17 protein-coding genes are annotated in these 20,451 nt (G+C 71.0%); 7 read left to right on the forward strand and 10 right to left on the reverse strand.

The features are described 5' to 3' along the window. The first annotated feature begins 11 nt into the window (after nucleotides 1-11). Both AB0K21_RS17685 and AB0K21_RS17690 read left to right on the forward strand, forming a co-directional pair. Entirely contained in the window at nucleotides 12-437 is a 426-nt protein-coding gene (locus AB0K21_RS17685; RefSeq protein ID WP_343976220.1) for a hypothetical protein, read from the forward strand. Between the two features lie 68 nt (nucleotides 438-505). Next, nucleotides 506-1,702, forward strand: a complete 1,197-nt coding sequence (locus AB0K21_RS17690) for an MBL fold metallo-hydrolase (protein WP_364151053.1) — start codon at nucleotides 506-508, stop codon at nucleotides 1,700-1,702. A 57-nt stretch (nucleotides 1,703-1,759) separates the two neighbouring features. Here the strand turns inward: AB0K21_RS17690 and AB0K21_RS17695 are convergent, their stop codons facing one another. Beyond that, nucleotides 1,760-4,294, reverse strand: a complete 2,535-nt coding sequence (locus tag AB0K21_RS17695) for a penicillin acylase family protein (protein WP_343976326.1) — start codon at nucleotides 4,292-4,294, stop codon at nucleotides 1,760-1,762. A 108-nt stretch (nucleotides 4,295-4,402) separates the two neighbouring features. Here AB0K21_RS17695 and rraA point away from each other — a divergent pair, with 108 nt between their 5' ends. Beyond that, on the forward strand, nucleotides 4,403-4,882 hold the full coding sequence (gene rraA / locus AB0K21_RS17700; RefSeq protein ID WP_343976229.1) for a ribonuclease E activity regulator RraA: 480 nt from the start codon (nucleotides 4,403-4,405) through the stop codon (nucleotides 4,880-4,882). A 104-nt stretch (nucleotides 4,883-4,986) separates the two neighbouring features. Here the strand turns inward: rraA and AB0K21_RS17705 are convergent, their stop codons facing one another. The 8 genes from AB0K21_RS17705 to AB0K21_RS17740 all read right to left on the reverse strand — a co-directional run bounded on the left by AB0K21_RS17705 (nucleotide 4,987) and on the right by AB0K21_RS17740 (nucleotide 15,920). Continuing rightward, nucleotides 4,987-5,898 (reverse strand): aldose 1-epimerase family protein, encoded by a 912-nt coding sequence (locus tag AB0K21_RS17705; RefSeq protein ID WP_364151057.1) that lies wholly within the window; start codon nucleotides 5,896-5,898, stop codon nucleotides 4,987-4,989. Nucleotides 5,899-6,031: 133 nt separating this feature from the next. Next, the gene (cysS, locus tag AB0K21_RS17710; protein ID WP_364151060.1) at nucleotides 6,032-7,411 is read right to left on the reverse strand and encodes a cysteine--tRNA ligase; all 1,380 of its coding nucleotides are present in this window, start codon (nucleotides 7,409-7,411) and stop codon (nucleotides 6,032-6,034) included. 17 nt (nucleotides 7,412-7,428) lie between these two features. Further along, nucleotides 7,429-9,276: a sigma factor-like helix-turn-helix DNA-binding protein gene (locus AB0K21_RS17715; RefSeq protein WP_343976238.1), complete on the reverse strand. Its 1,848-nt coding sequence runs from the start codon at nucleotides 9,274-9,276 to the stop codon at nucleotides 7,429-7,431. A 49-nt stretch (nucleotides 9,277-9,325) separates the two neighbouring features. Beyond that, nucleotides 9,326-11,383: a UvrD-helicase domain-containing protein gene (locus tag AB0K21_RS17720; protein WP_343976241.1), complete on the reverse strand. Its 2,058-nt coding sequence runs from the start codon at nucleotides 11,381-11,383 to the stop codon at nucleotides 9,326-9,328. Nucleotides 11,384-11,386: 3 nt separating this feature from the next. Continuing rightward, complete coding sequence (locus tag AB0K21_RS17725; protein WP_364151064.1) at nucleotides 11,387-13,567, reverse strand: hypothetical protein; 2,181 nt, start codon at nucleotides 13,565-13,567, stop codon at nucleotides 11,387-11,389. Between the two features lie 111 nt (nucleotides 13,568-13,678). Then, the gene (locus AB0K21_RS17730; RefSeq protein ID WP_364151067.1) at nucleotides 13,679-14,434 is read right to left on the reverse strand and encodes a methyltransferase domain-containing protein; all 756 of its coding nucleotides are present in this window, start codon (nucleotides 14,432-14,434) and stop codon (nucleotides 13,679-13,681) included. A 126-nt stretch (nucleotides 14,435-14,560) separates the two neighbouring features. Then, the gene (locus AB0K21_RS17735; protein ID WP_343976250.1) at nucleotides 14,561-15,622 is read right to left on the reverse strand and encodes an extracellular solute-binding protein; all 1,062 of its coding nucleotides are present in this window, start codon (nucleotides 15,620-15,622) and stop codon (nucleotides 14,561-14,563) included. Between the two features lie 112 nt (nucleotides 15,623-15,734). Continuing rightward, complete coding sequence (locus AB0K21_RS17740) at nucleotides 15,735-15,920, reverse strand: hypothetical protein (RefSeq protein ID WP_343976253.1); 186 nt, start codon at nucleotides 15,918-15,920, stop codon at nucleotides 15,735-15,737. Nucleotides 15,921-16,080: 160 nt separating this feature from the next. On the opposite strand from AB0K21_RS17740, the gene fdxA reads away from it, so the two are divergent. The 3 genes from fdxA to AB0K21_RS17755 all read left to right on the forward strand — a co-directional run bounded on the left by fdxA (nucleotide 16,081) and on the right by AB0K21_RS17755 (nucleotide 18,459). Beyond that, nucleotides 16,081-16,407 (forward strand): ferredoxin, encoded by a 327-nt coding sequence (gene fdxA, locus AB0K21_RS17745; RefSeq protein ID WP_030910647.1) that lies wholly within the window; start codon nucleotides 16,081-16,083, stop codon nucleotides 16,405-16,407. Nucleotides 16,408-16,696: 289 nt separating this feature from the next. Continuing rightward, nucleotides 16,697-17,776: a succinyldiaminopimelate transaminase gene (gene dapC / locus AB0K21_RS17750; RefSeq protein ID WP_343976260.1), complete on the forward strand. Its 1,080-nt coding sequence runs from the start codon at nucleotides 16,697-16,699 to the stop codon at nucleotides 17,774-17,776. Between the two features lie 11 nt (nucleotides 17,777-17,787). Continuing rightward, nucleotides 17,788-18,459 (forward strand): DUF4178 domain-containing protein, encoded by a 672-nt coding sequence (locus tag AB0K21_RS17755; protein WP_343976263.1) that lies wholly within the window; start codon nucleotides 17,788-17,790, stop codon nucleotides 18,457-18,459. 148 nt (nucleotides 18,460-18,607) lie between these two features. On the opposite strand, the gene AB0K21_RS17760 is transcribed toward AB0K21_RS17755, so the two are convergent. Further along, a complete protein-coding gene (locus tag AB0K21_RS17760) occupies nucleotides 18,608-19,408 on the reverse strand; it encodes a hypothetical protein (RefSeq protein ID WP_343976266.1) in 801 nt (266 codons plus the stop codon). A gap of 114 nt (nucleotides 19,409-19,522) precedes the next feature. On the opposite strand from AB0K21_RS17760, the gene AB0K21_RS17765 reads away from it, so the two are divergent. Then, on the forward strand, nucleotides 19,523-20,383 hold the full coding sequence (locus tag AB0K21_RS17765; RefSeq protein ID WP_364151073.1) for a 2,3,4,5-tetrahydropyridine-2,6-dicarboxylate N-succinyltransferase: 861 nt from the start codon (nucleotides 19,523-19,525) through the stop codon (nucleotides 20,381-20,383). The last annotated feature ends 68 nt before the right edge of the window (nucleotides 20,384-20,451 follow it).

The raw sequence follows: 20,451 nt of genomic DNA on the forward strand, positions 1-20,451 counted from the left end.
ACAATCCCGGTATGCGGCGGCTGCATCGGGTACGACGGACTGTCAACTACATCAACCTGGCCACGCCTCTGGGGCTGCTGCTGGCGCGCCTCGGGCGGGCCAGGGTGGCCACCGGGCCCGACGGGCTGGTCCTGGCGTACGGCTACCGTTTCCGGTTCCCGATCGCCTCGGCGTTCACCGTGGGCAACGTGGTGCTGACCAAGCACGAGGAGGGCTTCCTCACCGGAGCCCTGCTCAGGCACGAGGACCGGCACGCCTCCCAGTACATGCTCTGCGTGGGCCTGCCGATGCTGCCGCTCTACGTCGTGGCGGTGGCGGTCTCCATGCTGATCTGCGGCGACCACGCCTCCTGGAACCTCTTCGAGCGACTGGCGAACCTGGAGGACGGCAACTACGCCCGCAGATCCCCGTGGTGGTTTCGTACTAAATCCCCTTAAAAGGGAATGAATCTCTCTGTGGGGGGATCAACAGGGGGTGAGCCGACGATGACAGAAGGGGACCGCCCATGTCGCAGACGTCCCACCCCGAAGCCGCCGCAGCAGAACCCATGGGCCCTGTCGAGCAGCCGCCCCGCCGTTCCGGGTGGTCGGCCCGGTTCGCCACACGGCCGGCGCGCGCGCTGAGACAGCTGGGCCGGGCCTCCAGGCGGATGGCCGTGGTCGAGGCGGCGGCCGGCTCCGCCACGCTCCCGGAACCCCCCACCCGGCCGGAGCCGCCGGTACGGCCGGCGCCCCGACCGGCGCCTCCGCCGGGCCGCCTGGCACCCGCGCCCCGGCGGTCGTGGCCGGGCGGCTTCAGGGACCGGCTGACCTCGCCGGTCCCGACCTTCCAGGAGCTGCTGGCGATCGCGTGGCACGGCAGGCTCCGCCCAGGGGTCGGGGACGCGGACCGCATCCCGGTCCACCGGGACGGGCTGCCCCGCCCGGCGGGGACCGACGCGGTCCTCACCTGGGTGGGCCACGCGACGTACGTGGTGCAGATCGGCGGGCTGACCATCCTCACCGACCCGGTCTGGGCCAGGAAGATCCCCGGCACCCGGCCCCGTCTGACCCCGCCCGGCGTCGCCTGGGCGGACCTGCCCCGGATCGACGCCGTGGTGATCAGCCACAACCACTACGACCACCTGGACGCGCCGACCGTGCGGCGGCTGCCGCGGAGCACGCCGGTCCTCGTCCCGGCCGGGCTCAGGTCCTGGTTCACCAGACGCGGGTTCCGCCACGTCACCGAGCTCGACTGGTGGGAGAGCACCTGGGTGGGCGGTGTCCGCTTCGACTTCGTACCCGCCCACCACTGGAGCCGCCGCACGGTCTGGGACACCTGCAGGACCCTCTGGGGCGGCTGGGTGATCGCCTCCGACGACCAGACGATCTACTTCGCCGGGGACACCGGTTACGGCGAGCGCTTCGCCCAGATCGGGGCACGCTATCCGGGCGGCATCGACCTGGCCCTGATGCCGGTGGGCGCGTTCGAGCCCCGCTGGTTCATGAAGGCCGCGCACGTCGATCCCGCGCAGGCCGTACGGGCCTGCCAGGACGTCGGGGCGCGCCGGATGGCGACCATGCACTGGGGCACGTTCGTACTGTCCGGAGAGTCGCTCCTCGCGCCGGTGGAGGAGGCCAGGGCGGCCTGGGCGGAGGCGGGACGGGACCGCGCCGACCTGTGGGACCTCGCCGTCGGCGAGTCCCGCGTGCTGACCACCTGACGACCCGCGACCCTGCGTCCCGGCGGGCGGGCGCCTCCCGGCGCCCGCCCCGGGTCATCAGGGGCTGAGCGTCAGGACGTCGGTGGCCGCCTTCTTGATCGACTCCTCGCGGGCGAGCATGGGGACGGTCTTCCCGCTCGCCCAGAGCGGCGCCTGGTCCCAGTAGTTGTCGTGGAACGCGTGGCCGGAGGCGCCGGTCAGGTTGATCCACTGGGATTCGTCCAGGTTCCCCAGGTCGACCACCATTCGCATGGACGGCAGCCAGCCCACCGTGTAGTCGGACTGGACGTCCCAGCCGGCGGCGTTGACCGCGTCGTCGCTGCCGGCCACCGGGAACGGGCCCCGGTTGAACAGCCACTCGATCGGGCCGATCCCCGAGGTTCCGAAGGTCTGGTGGACGAGTTTCAGCGAGTGCAGGTCTCCCCAGCGCCAGTCCTTGGCGTCCGGGCCGAGCCGGACGTTCAGCTCGTCGTAGGCCCGGGCCATCGCCCGTCGCAGCATGTCGTCCCGGGTCTCGGTACGCGGGGTGCCGCTGTCGTCCCAGAACGCGTCGTTCGGCTTGTCGAGCATGACCCGGACGACCTCGAACCAGCGGTCGCCGCCGCCGGGCCAGGCCCCCTCGGGCAGGTCGTCGTTGAAGGTCTCGATGAGCAGGTGCCGCCAGACGGCGTTGAAGTACATCGCGGGGGCCGAGTCCTCGCCCTGCGAGCGGTCCCACTTCTGCAGCAGCTCGCGGGCGCCCTCGGCGGGGCCGGCTATCTCGACGTCCATCAGCTTGGGCACCAGGAAGTCGGCGAAGCCGTTGTCGCTGTCCTGTTGCAGCGCGCTCATCGTCGCCACGTCCACCTTGCCGTCCTTCACCGCGTCGCGGAGGCGGTCCAGGATGCGCTGGGAGCGGTATCCGTACGCCCAGTCCTTGGTGAGGTTGTACGGATAGCGGGTGGGGTCGATGACCGCGTTGTTGGCGGTCACGATGTAGCCCTCCGGCGGGTTGTAGACGCTGGGCAGCTCGTTGAAGGGGATCGTCGACTGCCAGGCGTACTCGCCGGTCCAGCCCGGCACCGGCCAGGTGCCGTCGCCGCGGCTCCGCACCGGGATCCGCCCGGGGGCCTGGTACCCGATATTGCCCGCGGTGTCGGCGTAGATCAGGTTCTGCGCGGGCACCTCGAACCTGCTCGCCGCCGCCCGGAACTGCTCCCAGTCCTGCGCGGTGTTCAGCTCGAAGATCGCGTCAGCGGTCCTGCCCGGTTCCAGGGCCGTCCACTTGAGCGCGACCGCGTCGGCCTTCTCCTCGAAGACCGCGTCCATACCGGGCAGCGTGTCCTCCGTGCTCTGCAGGACGTCGGAGATGATCGGCCCGTGCATGGTGTCGCGCACCTTGAGCTGTACGTCGGCGCCTCCGGCCACCTTGATCGTCTCAGTCCTGGTGGTCAGCGGCTTCCAGTCGCCCATGAACAGGTACGAATCATCCTTGATCCGTTCCAGGTAGAGGTCGGCGACGTCCGGGCCGAGGTTGGTGAAGCCCCAGGAGATCCTGTCGTTGTGGCCGATGATCACGCCGGGCACGCCGGAGAAGCTGAACCCGGTGAGGTCGAAGGGGCACTCGGGACTCTTGGCGCGGCAGTGCAGTCCGGTCTGGTACCAGACCGAGGGCATGCTCGCGGACAGGTGGGGGTCGTTGGAGAGCAGAGGTTTGCCCGACTTGGTGTGCTTGCCGCCGACCACCCACGAGTTCGAGCCGATGCCGCTGCCGCCCGCCGGGTCGCCCATCAGGCTCGGCACCGCGCGGATGGCCGCCGCCGCCCGGACCAGTGCCCCGGTGGCCGGTGTCCCCGGCGGCTCCGCGACGCTCTTCTTCGGCTCCTCGTCCTGGTCGAACCCGCGTTCGCCGACCGAGCCCCGGGTGACGATCGGCTGGTGGGTGTCGTACGGGTAGGAGGGCCAGAGCTGCTCCACCCGCCCGCGGGGCAGCCTGCTCGCCGCGAGGGCCCGGCCGATCTCGTCGGTCATGTTGGAGCGCAGGTCCCAGGCCATGGCCTTGAGCCAGGCCAGTGAGTCGACCGGGGTCCACGGCTCGGGACTGTAGCCGGGGCTGGTCGCCCGCAGCAGCACGTACTCCAGGCTCCGGGCGGCGAAGCCGTCGTGCCGCTCCATCCAGGCGTTCACCCCGTCGGCGTAGACGTCCAGGTAGCGCCGGGTCTGCTCGCCGAGCAGGGAGAGCTCCTTCTCCGCCACCTTTCGCCAGCCCATGGTCCGGATGACCTTGTCCTCGGTCAGCGTCGCCGGGCCGAACATCTCCGACAGCCGGCCGGCGGTCACGTGGCGGCGGAAGTCCATCTCGAAGAAGCGGTCCTGCGCGTGCACGTAGCCCTGGGCGAGGAACAGGTCGTCGGGGGAGTCGGCATAGATATGCGGGATACCCGTTTTGTCGCGATATACAGTGACTTTCCCGGTGAGGCCACGCACCTTGAGCTCGCCTTCGAGCTGGGGGAAGGACGCCCGTACGCTCCACACGCCGGCCCCGGCGAACAGCAGACCGAGCACCACGAGGACGGAAAGTACACGGGCCAGCCACTTGAGCGGACGGGGCATCCAGGCGTATGGGCGGAACCTCACAAAGACCTCCTAGGCGACATGCTCCAGCAAGTGTGGCACCACCCCGGAGGTCCCGGCATTGTGATCATTAGCGAAGATGCGGGTATGACACTTTCCACGGCCGATCTGGTCGACGCCCACGGCGCCGCGGTCGCGAGCTGCCTGACCCAGTTCCGCTCCTACGGCCTGCGCACCCGATTCGCGGGCCCGATCGCGACGGTCCGCTGTCTGGAGGACAACGCCCTCGTCAAGCGGGTCCTGGCCACCCCCGGTGCGGGCCGGGTGCTGGTGGTGGACGGTGCGGGCTCGCTGCGCACCGCGCTGATGGGCGACCTCATCGCCGCCTCGGCCGTCTCCTCCGGCTGGTCAGGCGTGGTCGTCAACGGCGCCGTCCGCGACACCGTCGCCCTCGCCGGCCTGGACCTGGGTATCAAGGCCCTCGGGTCGAACCCGGCCAAGAGCGCCAAGGAGGGCACCGGCGAGCTCGACGTCCCCGTCACCTTCGGCGAGGTCGTCTTCACCCCCGGCGCCTGGCTCTACAGCGACGAGGACGGCATCCTGGTCAGCCCCGTCGAGCTCTCCTGACGTGCCGTTCCCGGTCGCTGAGGAGTCCCGGCCCGAAGTGCCGCCCCGCGGCCAGGACCGGGAGCGACCGGGGGAGAAGGCGGTCCCGGTCCCCTGGCGGCAGGTCAGATCGGGCCGATTCCCCAGTGGTGGACGGCGCGCTCTCCGGGAGCGAGCCGGATGACGTCCTCACCGCTGCGGAAGGCGTTCGGCGGGCAGCTCATCGGCTCCACGGCCAGTCCCCGGCGGCGGTGCTCCTCGGGAAGGGTGTCACCGGTGTAGAGCTGGAGCCACTCGATCCCCTCGCCCGCCCACAGCTGGACCCCGCGGGTCCCGTCCGCGGCGCTCAGCCGCACCCGTACCAGCCCGTCGGCGCCGCGCTCCAGGTCGGTGAACGCGGTGTCGAGCACCGTCCGGCCGATCGGGCGGGCGGTCCTGAAGTCGTACTCGGTCTCCTTGACGTCCCGGCGGTCGGTGGGGATCTTCCGGTCGTCCACCGCGAGCCACTGGGCGGCGGGGAGCTCCAGGATCGCGTCGTCGAGGGTGCCCAGGGTCAGGTAGGGATGGGCCCCGAAGCCGTACGGCGCGTCGGTGGTGCCGACGTTCTCCGCGGCCACCTCGACCTCCAGGCCGGACGCGCCCAGCGCGTACCGGAGGTGGAGATCCAGGATGTGCGGATAGCCGAGCTGGGGGAAGAGCCGCAGCCCCAGCAGGATCGAGGCGTCGTCACGGGAGAGGACGCGCCAGGGGAAGGACCGGGAGAAGCCGTGGATCGCGTTGCCGGTCTGCGGCTCGCTCAGCGCGAGTTGCCTTTCCGTACCGTCGAACGTGTAGCGGCCGTCCTCGATCCTGTTCGGCCAGGGGAGCAGCGGCAGCCCCGCGCCGCCGATCGGGGGCAGGTCCTCGGGGAAGTCGACGACGAGCGGCCGGCCGTCCAGGGTGAGGCTCCGCAGGCCGGCCCCGACCTCGGTGATGACCGCCTGGAAACCGCCGGCCGCGATGGTGTACTGAGTCCCGGTGGGCGCGATGTTTGTCACCTGGTAATTCAACACCCATGAGACAGGTCTGTGGCGGGTCGTGTCAGTGGCTGTTCCCGATGCGGGCCGCTCCGTGGCCAGGTCAGAGGCAGGGTCTCTGACCTGGACCGCGCCAAGGGCCGGTCAGGGGATGTCAGGACCAGATCTGGCCCTCCGGGGTGTCGGCGACCTGTAGGCCGAGGGCGGCCAGCTCGTCGCGGAGGCGGTCGGAGACGGCCCAGTCCTGGGCGTCGCGGGCTCGGGCACGCTGTTCGAGAAGCTCCGCGGCACCCCCGGGCAGGCTCCTCGACCTGCCGATGTCGAGGGAGAGGTCCAGGGCGAGGATCTGGTCGAGGTGCAGGAACGCCTCGAAGCGGGAGCCGGGGGCGACCGAGCCGTCGCGCTCCAGCTCGCGCAGCAGCCGGAGCGCCAGCGGGGTGTCGAGATCGTCGTCGAAGGCCGCCTCGATCCGGGAGACCTGATCGGCGGGCATCGGCCCGCTCGGCGACTCCGACCACCGGGCCACCTGGCTCCGCCAGCGCCGCAGGGTCCGGTCGGCGGCCCGCAGGGTGTCCCAGGTGAGGTTCATCTGCTGGCGGTGGCGGTGCTCCAGCAGTGCCAGCCGCACGGCCAGCGGGTCCAGGCCCGCGTCCGCCACGTCCTTGAGCAGGACCACGTTGCCGGTGGACTTCGACATCTTGCGCCCGTCGAAGAGCAGGTGCTCGCCGTGGACCCAGTGCCGCACCACCTCGTGTCCGGCGGTGGCGTCGGACTGGGCGCGCTCGTCCTCGTGGTGCGGGAAACGCAGGTCGATCCCGCCGGTGTGCACGTCGATGCGCTCACCGAGGAAGCGCAGCGACATGGCCGAGCACTCGATGTGCCAGCCGGGGAAGCCCCGGCCCCACGGTGTCTCCCAGGTCAGCTCCCGGTCCGAGGGCTTCCACAGCGCCCAGTCGGCGTGGAAGCGCTTGCGCGGATCGACACCCTCGACCCGGTGGCCCGGCCTCAGCTGGTCGAGCCGGTTGCCGGAGATCTCGCCGTATGTCGGGAAGGAGGCCGCGTCGAAGAAGACCGACCCGCCGGGCACCGCGTACGCGTGCCCCTTCTCGATCAGCTTGGCGATCATCTCGATCATCAGGTCGATCGTCTCGCTCGCCCGGGGCGAGTGCTCGGGCGGCCGGATGTTCAGCGCGGCCGTGTCGGCGAGGAAGGCGTCCTCGTAGAACCGCGAGATCTCCAGGGCGCTGCGCCCCTCGGCCCTCGCCTGGGCGAGCACCTTGTCCTCGCCGACAGGATCGGTCTCGGCGTCGTCGACCAGGTGACCGACGTCGGTGATGTTGCGGCAGACCACCACCCGGACCCGCTGCCGCTCGCTGACCCGCCTGATCAGGTCGGACAGCAGGTACGACCGGAGATTGCCCACGTGGGCCGACCTGTAGACGGTCGGCCCGCAGGTGTACATCCGCAGTGAGCGGCTCCCTTCGGGGACGATCCGCTCAACCCGCCGATTCCGCGTGTCATACAGGCGCAACATACGCCGAGCCTACGCAATCACCCACCATTTTCCAGGAAGGCGAGGATCTCGCGGTCTCCTCGGTCGCGCAGGCGGGCGATCACCTCCTCGCGGGTGCAGCCGTCCGAGAGGCCGATGCGGGCGCCGATCAGGCGGATGCCCTCGGCCTCCGAGGCCACCGGCGCCGTGTAGCCGATCAGGTGCAGCGCCCGGTTCAGGGCGGGCAGTGCCGGTGAGGCGGCGGGCAGGTAGCGGGTCAGCAGTTCGCCGCCGTCGGAGACGGTCAGGAAGATGTGGTCACCCTCGGAGGCGTTGGTGGCGATCAGGACGGGGCGGATGGAGCCCATGGTCGGCTGGTTGTGCCAGCTGATCACCACGTCGCCGGAGGGGGTGGAGGCGGTCAGCTGGCCGCCGGGGGCCATGCCGAGATGCGCGGCGAAGCCGGTCGGCAGCGGGGAGCCTGAGCCGCGCAGATGCTCGGCGTTGACGTCCACCCGGTGCCACCAGCGCCCGTCGCGGCTGCGGAAGCAGCGCCGGGTCTCCGAGACGTCGCGGCGCGGCTGGTAGTCGGACTGCTCGGCTCCGGCCACCCGGATCCACCCGCGCTGCGTGCGCTCGAAGCCGGGGCCGCCGGCGTACGCGCGGACCGAACTCTCGCTCACGTCGTAGCGCCCGGTGAGGTTGGTGACGATCGTGTTGACGGACGCCTCGCCGTTGGAGCGTTCGATCTCCCTGACGATCATTTCCCGGATGCCCAGGTACTGCTCGCCACCCCAGCGCGACAGCCCGTACTTGTTCCGGTCGACCCGCAGGAACCGGTCGTCGGCGGTGAGCTGGTTGCGGATGCCGACGAGGCTGTAGTCCTCGCCGATGCGTTCCTGGATCTCCTCGGGCGTCAGCGGGTTGCCGGCCACCGCGAGCACCGCCTCGGCCTTGTCGTTGACGCTGCGCGGCCAGGGCACCACGTGGTTCTCCAGCACCCGCAGCTGGGGCACCGCGATGAGCCAGCGTTCGGCCACGTCCTCGCGGATGCCGAGCTGGCTGACCAGCGTGACGGCCTCGTCCAGCGGGCGCGGCCCGTCGGTGAACAGCTGCCTGGTCTTCTCCCTGAGCTCGTCCGCGCCGCCCGCGACCAGCCAGCCGTCCACCTGCTCGTAGCCGCTCAGCAGCGTCCTCACGAACCGCCAGGAGGGGATGCCCAGCGTGGCCAGGTCGGTGCGGTGCCAGGGCACCGCCGCGGCCAGGTCGTCGGCGGGCACGGCGGAGCCCAGCCGGCCCCGCAACCAGGACACGTGGCCGATCAGCGGGGCCGCGTCGTCCTTGGCGAGCCAGGTCTCGACATGGTCGCGCAGGTCACGCTCGATCTGCCGGATGCGCTCCCTGGTGACGGAGAATCGCTGGGCCAGGTCGTCGAGCGTGGCCCGCTGGGAGGCGTAGAGCCGGTCCCTGGCGATGGCCCGCTGTCGCTCGTCCAGCGTGGCGAAGACCTCGTCGATCAGCTCGGGCAGCGGCCGGTCGGGCCTTGCGGGGCGGGTCTGGGCGATGCTCTCCTCGGTGACCGGTTCGAGCAGCCGCTCCAGCACCCCGGTGAACAGCTTGTGCACCGTCTCACGGCCGAGCCCCTCGGGCGTGCGCACGCTTGAGGCGGGGTCGGCGAACCTGAGCAGGGGGAGGACGTCGCCGAGCATCAGGTGACCCCAGCATGCCAGGGCGAGGTCGGTCAGGCGTCCGGCTACCTCGGACGTCCCGATGGTGGAGCAGGCCCTGTCGAGCGGAAGCGCCTGCCACCACGCCTCTGGGAGGCGCGGATCGGTTGCGATCGGCGCTACCTGGCCGGGAGAGGTCCAGCGCAAAGGTGGCGCGATGTCGCTCAGGCTGAGGTTCATTGAGGTCCAACCGGCAAAGGGGATTACATCCGCAATTCAGACTATGTGGTCAGTTGGGAAGGAAGGGACTTGCCCGTCCGGAATGGGATACGTAAAGGAGTTCTCGTGCCCGGGTGCAGGCGACATAGAGCAGGCCGCGCTCCCGCTGGAGATCGTGGGCCCTGGCTGCCGGATCCTCGCCGACGGGGGTCAGCGAGTCGGGGTCGGGCACGATTCCCTCGCCCACGCCGATCACCGCGACCCGTCGGAACTCGAGTCCCTTCATGCCGTGCAGCGTCGTCACTCGCACCCCCAGCTCGCGCAGAGCGGTCCGCGCGTCACGCACGAGGCCGGCGGTCCTGGCGGCCACCGCTATCTCCTCGGGCGTCACGCCCTCATCCACCCACTGTCCCACCTGTGCCACCAGCCCCGTCAGCTCATCCTGCGGTGAATCGTAGGCTCGGACCATCGGCCTGGCCCCGTGCCGGGTGCTCCGGAAGCCGTAAAGCTCCTGCACACCGTTGACGAGCCCGTCGGCGGGACCGCCCCCGCGCAGCCGGACCCCCCAGGACAGGATCTCCTGCGGGAGCCGGTGCGACACCTGCAGGCGCTGCTGGATCGCGTCGATCCCGACGGCGCTGAGCGTCACCCTGGTGTCGAAGATGCGCTGGTGCGGGTCGCCCACGATGAACAGGTCGTCGCGGGCGTGCGGCACCGCCGCCCGCAGCAGCCGCCACTGCGCGGGGTGCAGGTCCTGCGCCTCGTCCACCACGATGTGCCGGTACGGCTCCCGCATGGGCTCCGTCTCCTCCAGCAGGTCTCCCGTGGTCTGGCCGAGCAGCACCGACGCCTCGGAGGCCAGCTGCAGCAGGGTCCGCTTGCCGCGTTCCCGCAGCCGTCCGGTGACGTGCCCGATCGCGTCCCAGACGGCGCCGCGCTCCTCGGCCGACAGCTCGACGCCGCGGCCCGAGCGGGGGGTGGCCAGGTACTCCTCCAGGGTTCGCAGGTTCTGCGCCAGCACCACCTGCTCCCACTCGCGCAGCAGGAACGCCGGGCTGTGGCCGGTCGCGGTCTCCTCCCAGAGCGCCGTCAGCTCGGCGGCGCCGACCAGCGAGGGCGGACGGCCCTCGGCCTCCGCGACGATGCGATGGGCCAGCCGGTCCACGTTGCCGACCTCGATCCGCTTGCGGATCGTCTCGTCCTCGATCAGCAGGTCGAGCCTGGCCGCGAGTTCGGCGCTCAGCCCCTGGGAGAAGGTGACGAGCAGGATCTGGCCGCTCGCGCGCCTGGCCAGGTGGGCCGCCCTGTGCAGGGCGACCAGCGTCTTGCCGGTGCCCGCGCCACCGGTGACCAGCGTCGGCTGCTGGTAGGACTCCCAGTACGCCAGCCGGTGCTGCGGCGGCCGCAGGAACACGCACCAGCCGGGCGCGTCGAGCACGCGGTTCAGCTCGCGCGGGTGGTCCGTGAAGACGGCCCGGTCCGGGCTGCGCAGCAGCGCGGCGCCGAAGTCCTCGGGGTTGATCGGCTCGGGTCCCGCGGCGACGGCGCGGCAGTTCTCCAGTTCCCGCCAGGCTCCGGCCATCGATTCGCCCCTGGCGAGCGCCGCCAGCGGCTCGTACTGCGTGGGGGGCAGCAGCGGTTCGAGCGCCTCCAGGGTGAGCTGGTCGGTGATCTGCCTGATCAGCGGCAGGAACCGGCCGTCCACCCCCAGTTCGGCCAGGTCGCTGTCACAGATCTCGGAGAACAGCCGCGTCGCGGACGCCTCGGCCGCCCTGCGCACCGCGGGCCGCACCTGGTCCAGCGCCTCGGCGTCCCACATCTCGACCACGCCCAGCGCGGTGTTGACGCCGAACCGGTAGCGCTGGGCGTACGCCCACGCCTCCGCGTCCGGCAGCACGGTCAGCAGCCAGTAGACGTCCCGCTGCTTGACCACGACGCCCCGGTACCGGTCGGCCAGCCTCAGGGTGGCGACCCGGGGATCCCTGGCCCCCCTGACCCGCTCGGGGTGCGGAGCACCCGCCACGTTCTGCAGGAACCTGCGCGCCGAGACCACGACGTCCCGGCGCACCGGCTGGGCCAGGGCGCCGAGTTCGACGGGGAAGTCCGGGGAGATGGCGAGGCGGGGCATGAGCTAGGCCAACAGTGACAGGAGATCGCGGTCCCCGCGTTCTCGCAGCCGGATGAGAAGGTCGGGTATGCCCACGGGGCCCGTCATGCCGACCCGGGTGGCGATGACCCGCCCGGCCTGTTCCGGGGTGCCGCCCGAGGCGGTGTAGCCGACGAGTCTCAGCGCCTGGGCCGTCGCCTCCCCCTCGCCCCCGGCGGAGGGCAGGTGCCTGGCCCGCAGGACGCCCTCGTCGGAGAGGGTGAGGAACAGGTGACTGCCCTCCTTGGCCCCCACGTCCTCCAGGAGCGTTCTGAGCGACTCGAGTACGGGCCTGTCATGCCAGCTGAGGACCAGATCGCCGACCGCGCTGCTGACCGTGCGGCCCTCACCGGGTGACATCCCGAGGTAGGCGGCGAACCCGCTGGGCAACGGGCACTCGGCGCCCCGCAGGTGGTCGGAGGTGACGTCGATCCGGAGCCACCAGCGGCCGTCGGGCTGGCGGAAGCAGCGCCTGGTCAGCGAGACGTCCTTCAGCGGGCGGAAGGGGGCCTTCGCCGGCTCCCCGTTCTCCCGAGGCGCGCCGGGCGGCTTCTCCGCGATCAGGGCCGGGGCGCCGCTCGGGCGATGGGGAGGCCGTTCGCCCGCGCCGAGGATGCGGAGCTGCGGAACGTTCTCCAGCCACTCCTTGGACACCTCGGGGTGGATGCCCAGCGAGGAGACCATGTCGAGGGCCTTGTTGATGGTCAGCGGCGGCTGGGCGTCGCTGAGCATGTCGCGGGTGCGATGGCGGAGTTCGGTGATGTCGCCCTCCACCAGCCACTCGTCGACCAGGTGGTAACCGGGGAGTGTGGCCAGCACGAACTGCCAGGCCGGGATGTCGAGAGAGTGCAGCTCCAGGGTGTGCCACTCGGCGGCGTTGATCAGCCGCTCCTTGGGCGCCGCCCTGCCGAGCACCCTTCTCATCTCCTCCAGGTGCTCCCGGTACGGGGCGGCCTCGTCGGAGGCGATCCACTCCCCGAGTTCCCGGCGCAGGTCGACCTCGATGCCGAAGATGACCTCCGGCCGTACCGCGAAGAGCTTGGCCAGCGCCTCGGCGCTCGCCGGGGTGTCGCTGAACAGCCTGTTCTGCGCCACCGCCCAGCGCTTGTCCTCCGCGTTGGCGAAGACACCGTCCACCAGTGCGTGCAGGCTCTCCGCGGGCTGCCCGGCCCGCGGGCTCCGCGCGGCCTCCTCCGGCTCGGAGGCGCTCGCCGCATCCGGGGCGGCGGCGGGTACGGGGTCGTCGCCGGTCTCGGCGATCGCCCCGACCGGGGCGGCGGCCGCCTCGGCCTCGGGCACGCTCTCGGCGGAGGACTCCCGGACCTCTTCGGACACGGCGCCGGGCGCGGCGGCCTGAGCCTCCGGCTCGGTCACGGGCGGATCGTTCCTCGCCGGAGCCGGCTGGAAGAGCGACCCGGGGACGGCGGCGGGCTCAGCCTCAGCCTCAGCCTCCGCCGCACGACGTGCCTCGGGCACCGGCAGGGCTTCCGGCACGGAGCTCTCCGCGCTCTCGGCAGCGCTTTCGGCAGTGGGCCCCGAAGCGGGCTCCGAAGCGGGTTCGGCGGCGGGTTCCGCGGGGGACTCCGCCACGACGCCCGGCCCGGTCTCCGGCGCGGGGTCGGCTCCAGACTCATTCGGTATGGCATCGGACTCGTCCGGGGCCGGTTCGCTCCGCGCGCCGGGCGCCTGGACCGGAGCCACCGGAACCGGAGCCGCCTGGACGGAAGCGGCCGGAGACATCGGAGCCGAAGTCGCCGGGAGCGGGGTCGCCAGGCGTGCGAAGACCGCGGTGAAGAGGGCGTGCAGCAGCGGGACCGGCTGGATGAACGGCTGGTCGCGCAGGTCGTGGCCGGTCAGCGCGAGGAGGCCCGGCCAGGATCCCGCGCGGTCGAGGGCTATGGCCGTACAGGGCTCGTCGGCCTCGTCCGGGTCCAGGACGTGCAGTGCGGGCAGCACGTCGCCCACGGTAGCGGCAGGCCAGTGGTTCAGGGCGAGCACGGTGAGGATCTCCGCCAGCCGCTCAGGAGGCAGCACGGCGAGCACGCGGGCCATCGGCAGGCTCCGCCACCAGGCGTCCGGCAGATCCGGCTGGTCGCGCAGAAGTGGGACCGTGGCCGCGTCGCTCCAGCGTAGCGGCGGCACGAGGTCACTCAGACAGAAGTTCATCCGTTCCCTTCACCAGCCCCTTAAGCCGCCCGAGACACTCCGTGTGGCCGGGGAACGAGACTCATGGAACAGACCATAGTCTGGCAAATCGCTACGGCGCATCGGGTCGGTTCAGCGGCGTACAGCCGCGAACCGCAGTCGCACGTAGTCGGCCATCCAGCCGGTCTCCCGCCGGAGGGCGGGGGCGGCCAGCTCGTTCACCCGGTGCAGCAGCGAGTCGACCATCTCCACCGGCACTTCCTGGAGCAGCGAACCGGCGAACATCCGCACCCAGTCGGCCGCCCCGTTGGGGCACTCGTCGAGCGGGGTCGGCCGATCGAAGTATTCCAGTAAGCGGACCGTGAAGCCGCCCTTCTCCAGCCTTGTGGCGTATTCGGCGGGGGTGGGGAAGTACCACGGCAGGCCGGGCTCACGGAGCCCGTACTCCCGCCAGGCGGTGGACAGCGCCGCCGTCAGCGCGGCGCAGTTGCCCGCGCCGCCCATCTCGGCCACGAACCGTCCGCCGGGTGCGAGGGCCTCGCGGACACTGGTGATCACCGCGTCCGGCTCCTGGCCCATCCAGTGCAGGGCCGCGTTGGAGAAGACCGCGTCGTAGGGCTGGGCCACCGTGAAGTCGCGGCCGTCGGCGACTATGAAGTCCAGCCCCGGGTACTGCGCCAGGGCTTTTTCGATCATCGCCTGCGATCCGTCGATCCCCAGGACGTGCGCGCCCCTGGAGGTGATCTCGGCGGTCAGCGTCCCCGTGCCGCAGCCGAGATCCACGATGCGCTCGCCCGGCTGCGGGTCGAGTAGCTCGACCAGGGGGGCGCCATGTGCTGAAACGTACCCAAAGCTGCTGTCATAGGCGCGAGCATTCCACCTCGTCAAGCTAGGCGCGTCGTATCGCAAGACGATCAGCTCACATTCTGAGACGCCAGGGTCTCTTATCGGTACTCTCCAGACACTTTAGAGCCTCTGGGAAGTCACGACATATCAGTCTCATCAGCCCCACCCTCATCTCACCTTTCTGGCCCACTCGCGCTGAAGGTAGGCTCTGGCCCTGTCGATCTCCGAGACGGTGAGGATCACGGGTTTGCCGCTGGTGGCGGGGAGCTTGGCCGCGAGTTCGTCGTCCAGGGTGCCGCGCATCTGGAGGGCCTCCATCCTGACCGGGCGGGCGTAGCCCTTCAGGAAGAGGTTCTGGCCCCTGTCCGAGAACAGGAACTCCTGCCAGAGCCGGGCGGCGGCGGGGTGCGGGGCCTGCTTGTTGATGGCCTGGACGTAGTACGAGCCGAGCACGGCGTCGCCGGGAATCGCGACCTTCCAGTCCTTGCCGCCGGCCGCCCGCTCGGCGTTGTGGTAGTCCCAGTCGACGATGACCGAGGCCGCCTTGGGGGTCGCCGCGAGGTTGCCCGCGCCCTTGAGGCGGTGGAAGAACTCGACGCCCCGCTCCGCCCTCGCCTCGCCGCCCCTGAGCGAGACGGCCATCACCCCGTTGAAGGCCGCCGAGACCTCCCGGGGGTCGCCGGGCAGCGAGACGCTGTGACCGGGCTTCAGCAGGTCGGAGAAGGAGGCGGGGGCCGCGACCTTGCTCGGGTCGTAGCCGATGGACATGTAGCCGCCGTACCCGGCGTACCAGGTGCCCCGGTGATCCTTGAGATGGTCGGGGATGTCCTGCCAGCCCTGGACCCGGTACGGGGCGAAGAGGTCGGACTTGGACACGGCGACGTCCACGCTCAGGTCGAACACGTCGGGTTTGAGCGCGGGAATGGCCGCGATCTCCCTGGCGCTGTTCGCGTCGGGCTCCAACTGGTCGACCTTGATCCCGTACTCCTCGGCGAAGGTGTCGATGATCTCGCCGTAGTTCACCCAGTCGCGCGGTAGCGCGATCACCGTGAGGGTCCCCTCCTTCTTGGCCGCCTCGACGAGGCGTTCCATCGTGGAGAAGCCCTCCTTCATGGAGGCGGCCTGGGTGTTGACCGGCGGAAGTTGGATGTTCTGAGGAGCCGGGGCGCCACATCCGGCGATCGTGGCCGTGAGGATCACGGCGGCTGCGGCGCTGGTACGTACGGTCACGGAGAGAATGCTCTCCGCTGTCGTTCCTCCGGTCGAGCAGGCGCGGCCCTTCCCACCGGACGGTTTATACGTGTCTTGGCGAGCGGCTTACCCGAACGCCCCGGCGGGCGCCTCACGCGCGCGGGGGACGCGACTCCTGGACCACCTTCGCCGCGGCGAGTGTCTCCTCGCCGATCTCGACCAGCGTGCCGTCCCGTTTGCGCACGCCGAGCACGCCGTCCCGCCAGAACTCCAACTCGCCCACCGCGTCCCGGAATCCCTCGGGAACCCGTCTCCGCGTGGTGACTCTTTTGCCCACGTCAGAGGGGGTTATGGTGATATTCAGGTGAGCACCGAAACCAAGGGCCATCGACTTTTGCCCCCTCCCGTTTCAGACACGTGGCGGGCCCGGCAATACTAGGGCTAAGCAACCCGCGGTCGAAGTCGTGCCTAGGTGCGTAAAGAAGAAGGAGCCCGAGGTGACCTACGTCATCGCGCAGCCTTGCGTGGACGTCCTGGACAAGGCATGCATCGAGGAGTGCCCTGTCGATTGCATCTACGAGGGGGGACGGATGCTCTACATCCACCCCGACGAATGCGTCGACTGCGGCGCGTGCGAACCCGTCTGTCCGGTGGAGGCCATCTTCTACGAGGACGACCTTCCCGAGCAGTGGAAGGAATTCTACAAGGCGAACGTGGACTTCTTCGAGGACCTGGGGTCGCCCGGCGGCGCCTCCAAGGTCGGCAAGATCGAGAAGGACCACCCGGTCGTCGAGGCTCTGCCCCCGCAGGCCGAGAGCCACTAGGTCCTGTCCGGCGGATCTTGCCGTGGCGAGGATCGGCCGGCCGCCGCCTCGCGGAGCGAAGGAGGTCGCCGCGGCGTGCCGCGGCGACCGACGACGACACGGCGAGGTGCCGTCTGACCGGCCGCGGTGGGTGAAAGATCCAAAGGACGGGGTCCGGTGCCGGAGGGGTGCGAGATCGCTCCTCCGGTGCGTGCCACCGGCAGATCCGACAGAGCGAGAGACGACGGCTGAATCAAGTGAGCGCCACTTCCAACCGGTCAGAGAACCCGAACGTGTCCGCGAGGCTCCGATGATCGGCCTGCCGGACTTTCCGTGGGACCGGCTCACGCCGCTGAAGGAACTGGCGGCGTCGCACCCCGACGGGATCGTCGACCTTTCGGTGGGCACCCCCGTCGATCCGGTGCCCGCCATCGTGCGCCAGGCGCTCGCGGACGCCTCGGACAGCCCCGGATACCCGCAGACCTACGGTTCCGAGCGCCTTCGCTCGGCCGCGGCCGGATGGCTGCGGCGCAGGCACGGAGTGGTCCTCGACCAGGCGAACGTGCTGCCGCTGATCGGTTCCAAGGAACTGGTGGCCTGGCTGCCGACACTGCTCGGCGTCGGGCCGGGACAACGAGTGATCTTCCCCGAGCTGGCCTACCCCACCTACGACGTGGGAGCCCGCCTCGCGGGCGCCGAGCCGTACGCCGCCGACGGGCTGCTCGCGCTCGGGCCCGAGCGGGTGCCGCTGGTCTGGGTCAACTCCCCGTCCAATCCGACGGGTAGGGTCCTGCCCGCCGAGCACCTGCGCAAGGTCGTCTCGTGGGCGCGCGAGCACGGCGCGGTCGTGGCCTCCGACGAGTGCTACATCGAGCTGGGCTGGGAGGAGCAGCCGGTCTCGATCCTGCACCCGGACGTCTGCGGCGGCTCGCACGAGGGCCTGCTGGCGGTGCACTCGCTGTCCAAGCGCTCCAACCTGGCCGGCTACCGCGCCGGGTTCGTCGCCGGCGACCCCGCGCTGATCAAGCGGCTGCTGGAGATACGCAAGCACGCCGGCATGATGATGCCCGCGCCGGTCCAGGCGGCGATGGCCGTCGCCCTGGACGACGACGAGCACGCCGAGGAGCAACGGGCCCGCTACGCCGCCCGCCGCGCGGCGCTCCGGCCCGCCCTGGAGGCGGCCGGCTGGAAGATCGAGCACTCCACGGCGGGTCTGTACCTGTGGGCGTCCAACGGGACGGGCTGCTGGGAGCAGGTTCGCGCGCTGGCCGACAACGGGATCCTGGTCGCTCCGGGCGACTTCTACGGGACCGCGGGCGAGAGGCACATCAGGGTCGCCGTGACGGCCGGTGACGAACGCATCAGTGCGGCTGTGCGCCGCCTCCAGTAGGATCGCGCGGCATGACCCCCGAGGTCGCCGTGATACTCGGTCTGAGTGTGGTCACCCTTGTCCTGTTGCTCGGCGCGTTCTTCGCGACGACGCGTCAGGACAGGGGGGCCGACGACCCCGAGCCTCCCGGCGAGACACCCCTCTCCTCCTCGGTTGGGGCCGCGCAGCCGCCCCAACCGGCCATGGGCCATGTCGGCATCGACTATCCCGACCCCCGTACGATCAAGGTCGGCGACACGATCGAATGCCAGGGGGTGCGCAGCCGCGTTCTCGGCGCCCTGTACCTGTCGTGGCAGGGCACCCAGTGGACCGAGTACCTCCTCGACGACGGCACCCGCCGCTACCAGTGGCTCTCGATCCAGATGCACGACGGCCTGGCGACCGGCGAGCCGCCGCACCTGGAGGTGCTGCTGTGGACGCAGGTGCCCACCGAGGGCATGATCCCCGCCAAGACCACCCTGAGCGTCGAGGGGGTCGACTTCCTTCCCATCGACCGTGGCACCGCGGCCTTCCGCGGTGAGGGCGTCACCTCGATGCCCGAGCGGGGCCTGCTCGACTTCGCCGACTACCGGGCGGCCGACGGCCGCCTGCTCAGCTTCGAACGCCTGCAGGGCCGGCGCTGGAGAGCCTCGCACGCCCAGCACCTGGCCCCCGGCACGATCAGGATCGAGAAGAAGGGCTGAGACCCAGGGGGCGGGCTCGACCTCCAGGGCGGCGGGCTGAGGAAGCACCCGCCGGTGGGTCCGCGACCTCGTGTATCACAACGCTGATGGCCAGGGCCGGTCGACGCGGGGCTGGTCAAGCGCGTTACCGCGCCTCAAGCCCCCTCCTTCAGGAAGGGGTCGTTGACTGCGATATCTCGACCTTCCCCGCGGGCACCTTGGGGTCGGCCCGCCAGCCGTCGTGGCCGTTCGCGGAGACCCACGACTGGCCGTCGTAGCGGATCCTGGTCAGCCCGAACTCCTTGGCGTGGGCGATCGACCAGCCGGCCACCAGCCAGCCGCGCCTGCGCGACGGGGCCTCGAACGCGGCCCCGAGTGCCCTGGTGAGCTCGCGCTTCGCCGCACCCGTGTCGGGGCTCGGGCTCTTGCCCGAGGGACCCGAGGGAACGGGGAACCAGCAGTGCACGGCCCTGGGGACGCGTCCGGTGAACGCCGCGGCGAGGATCTTCCCGTCCTCCTCGTGCTGGGCGTACGCCGACCCGTCGGCCGAGCGCTGCACCGCCTGGGCCGCCTCGTGGAGCGGCAGCTTCCGGTATCCCTTCACCTTCACCAGCGCGGCGAAGAACTTCTCCGAGGCGTAGACGGGATCGATGAGCTGGCTGGGCTTTCCCCACCCCTGGGAGGGCCGCTGCTGGAACACGCCGACCGAGTCGCGGTCGCCGCCCCTCAGGTTCTCCAGCTTCGACTCCTGGATGGCGGTGGCGTAGGCGATCACGGCGGCCCGCTCGGGCAGCTTCCTGCGGGCCGCCACGGCCGCGATGGACGCCGCCACCTGGGCCTGCGCGATGTCCAGGTCCAGCGAGCCCTCCGGAGTCGTGATCCTGCACCCCTCGCCGAGGTCGACGAACGGTTTCGCCCGTTTGAGCAGGGTGAACAGACCCGCGGTGATGGCCACCACGAGCACGACCACGATCGCGATGATCGCGATAACCCCTTTTGAGAAGCGCCCTCGCACGGTCAAGAACCTACCGGTCCCCGCGATTGCTCAGCCTGTGATAACGCTGTGAACACTAGGCTCCAGGCCATGATCCAGAGCGATGCCAGCCCGTTGCCCGCGGCCGTCGACGAGCTGTGGCGGCGCCGGGCCGAGCTGAGCCCCGCGGACACCGAGGCCCGCGCCGTCGTGGTGAGCGCGGTGGACATGCTCGACGGCGGAAAGGCCCGGGTGGCGGAGGTCTCCCCCAGCGGCGAGGTGGTCGTGGACGAGCGCGCCCGGCGGGCCGTCAAGCTCGCCTTCCGGGTGCTCGGCATGGCCAGGTCCCAGGTGGGTGACTTCCATCACCATGATCGCCTTCCGCTGAAGACCTCCGTCGACGGGGTACGCGTCGTGCCGGGGGCGATCGCCCGCTGGGGCGCCTACCTGGCGCGAGGCGTGGTGCTGATGCCCTCGTTCGTCGACATCGGCGCCCACCTGGACGAGGGCAGCACCGTGGACACCTGGGTCTCGGTCGGTTCGTGCGCCCAGATCGGCAAGAACGTCCACCTGGCCGGCGGGGCCGGCGTCGGAGCGGCGGGCGGCCAGGACGGCGAGGAGGGCTCCGGCGCCGGGGGAGAGCCGCCGGGGACCGCACCCGCGGTCGTCGAGGACGGCGCGCTGATCGGCCACCGTGCGGTGATCGCCGAGGGGGCCCGGGTGGGCCGGGGCGCCGTGGTCGGCGCCGGGACGATCCTGTCGGGCTCGACCCCTGTGATCGATGTGCGGACGGGGGAGGAACTCGGCCGCGGCCGCGTCCCGGACTGGTGTGTGGTGGCAGGGGGGACCCGGCGGCGCGAGTTTCCCGGTGGCACCTTCGGCCTGCGCTGCGTACTGGTGCTAGAGCGCCTGGAGGAGGGCCGCAGGCCCGGCGAGGTCGAACTCGACCGGATGCTGCACGGACACGGATAGGCGGCCTGCTCGACAGGGGGGCGCCCGGCCCCACGCCGGACTCGACCGGATGCCGTACGGACGCGGAC

This window comes from Streptosporangium sp. NPDC049248, assembly GCF_040678965.1.
Classification (GTDB): domain Bacteria; phylum Actinomycetota; class Actinomycetes; order Streptosporangiales; family Streptosporangiaceae; genus Streptosporangium; species Streptosporangium fukuiense.

Excerpts from the sequence above, each read along its gene's own strand:
- AB0K21_RS17685 (WP_343976220.1), top strand. The coding sequence starts at position 12 with ATGCGGCGGCTGCATCGGGTACGACGGACTGTCAACTACATCAACCTG.
- AB0K21_RS17690 (WP_364151053.1), top strand. The coding sequence starts at position 506 with ATGTCGCAGACGTCCCACCCCGAAGCCGCCGCAGCAGAACCCATGGGC.
- AB0K21_RS17695 (WP_343976326.1), bottom strand. The coding sequence starts at position 4,294 with ATGCCCCGTCCGCTCAAGTGGCTGGCCCGTGTACTTTCCGTCCTCGTG.
- rraA (WP_343976229.1), top strand. The coding sequence starts at position 4,403 with ATGACACTTTCCACGGCCGATCTGGTCGACGCCCACGGCGCCGCGGTC.
- cysS (WP_364151060.1), bottom strand. The coding sequence starts at position 7,411 with ATGTTGCGCCTGTATGACACGCGGAATCGGCGGGTTGAGCGGATCGTC.
- AB0K21_RS17715 (WP_343976238.1), bottom strand. The coding sequence starts at position 9,276 with ATGAACCTCAGCCTGAGCGACATCGCGCCACCTTTGCGCTGGACCTCT.
- AB0K21_RS17720 (WP_343976241.1), bottom strand. The coding sequence starts at position 11,383 with ATGCCCCGCCTCGCCATCTCCCCGGACTTCCCCGTCGAACTCGGCGCC.
- AB0K21_RS17725 (WP_364151064.1), bottom strand. The coding sequence starts at position 13,567 with ATGAACTTCTGTCTGAGTGACCTCGTGCCGCCGCTACGCTGGAGCGAC.
- dapC (WP_343976260.1), top strand. The coding sequence starts at position 16,697 with ATGATCGGCCTGCCGGACTTTCCGTGGGACCGGCTCACGCCGCTGAAG.
- AB0K21_RS17755 (WP_343976263.1), top strand. The coding sequence starts at position 17,788 with ATGACCCCCGAGGTCGCCGTGATACTCGGTCTGAGTGTGGTCACCCTT.
- AB0K21_RS17765 (WP_364151073.1), top strand. The coding sequence starts at position 19,523 with ATGATCCAGAGCGATGCCAGCCCGTTGCCCGCGGCCGTCGACGAGCTG.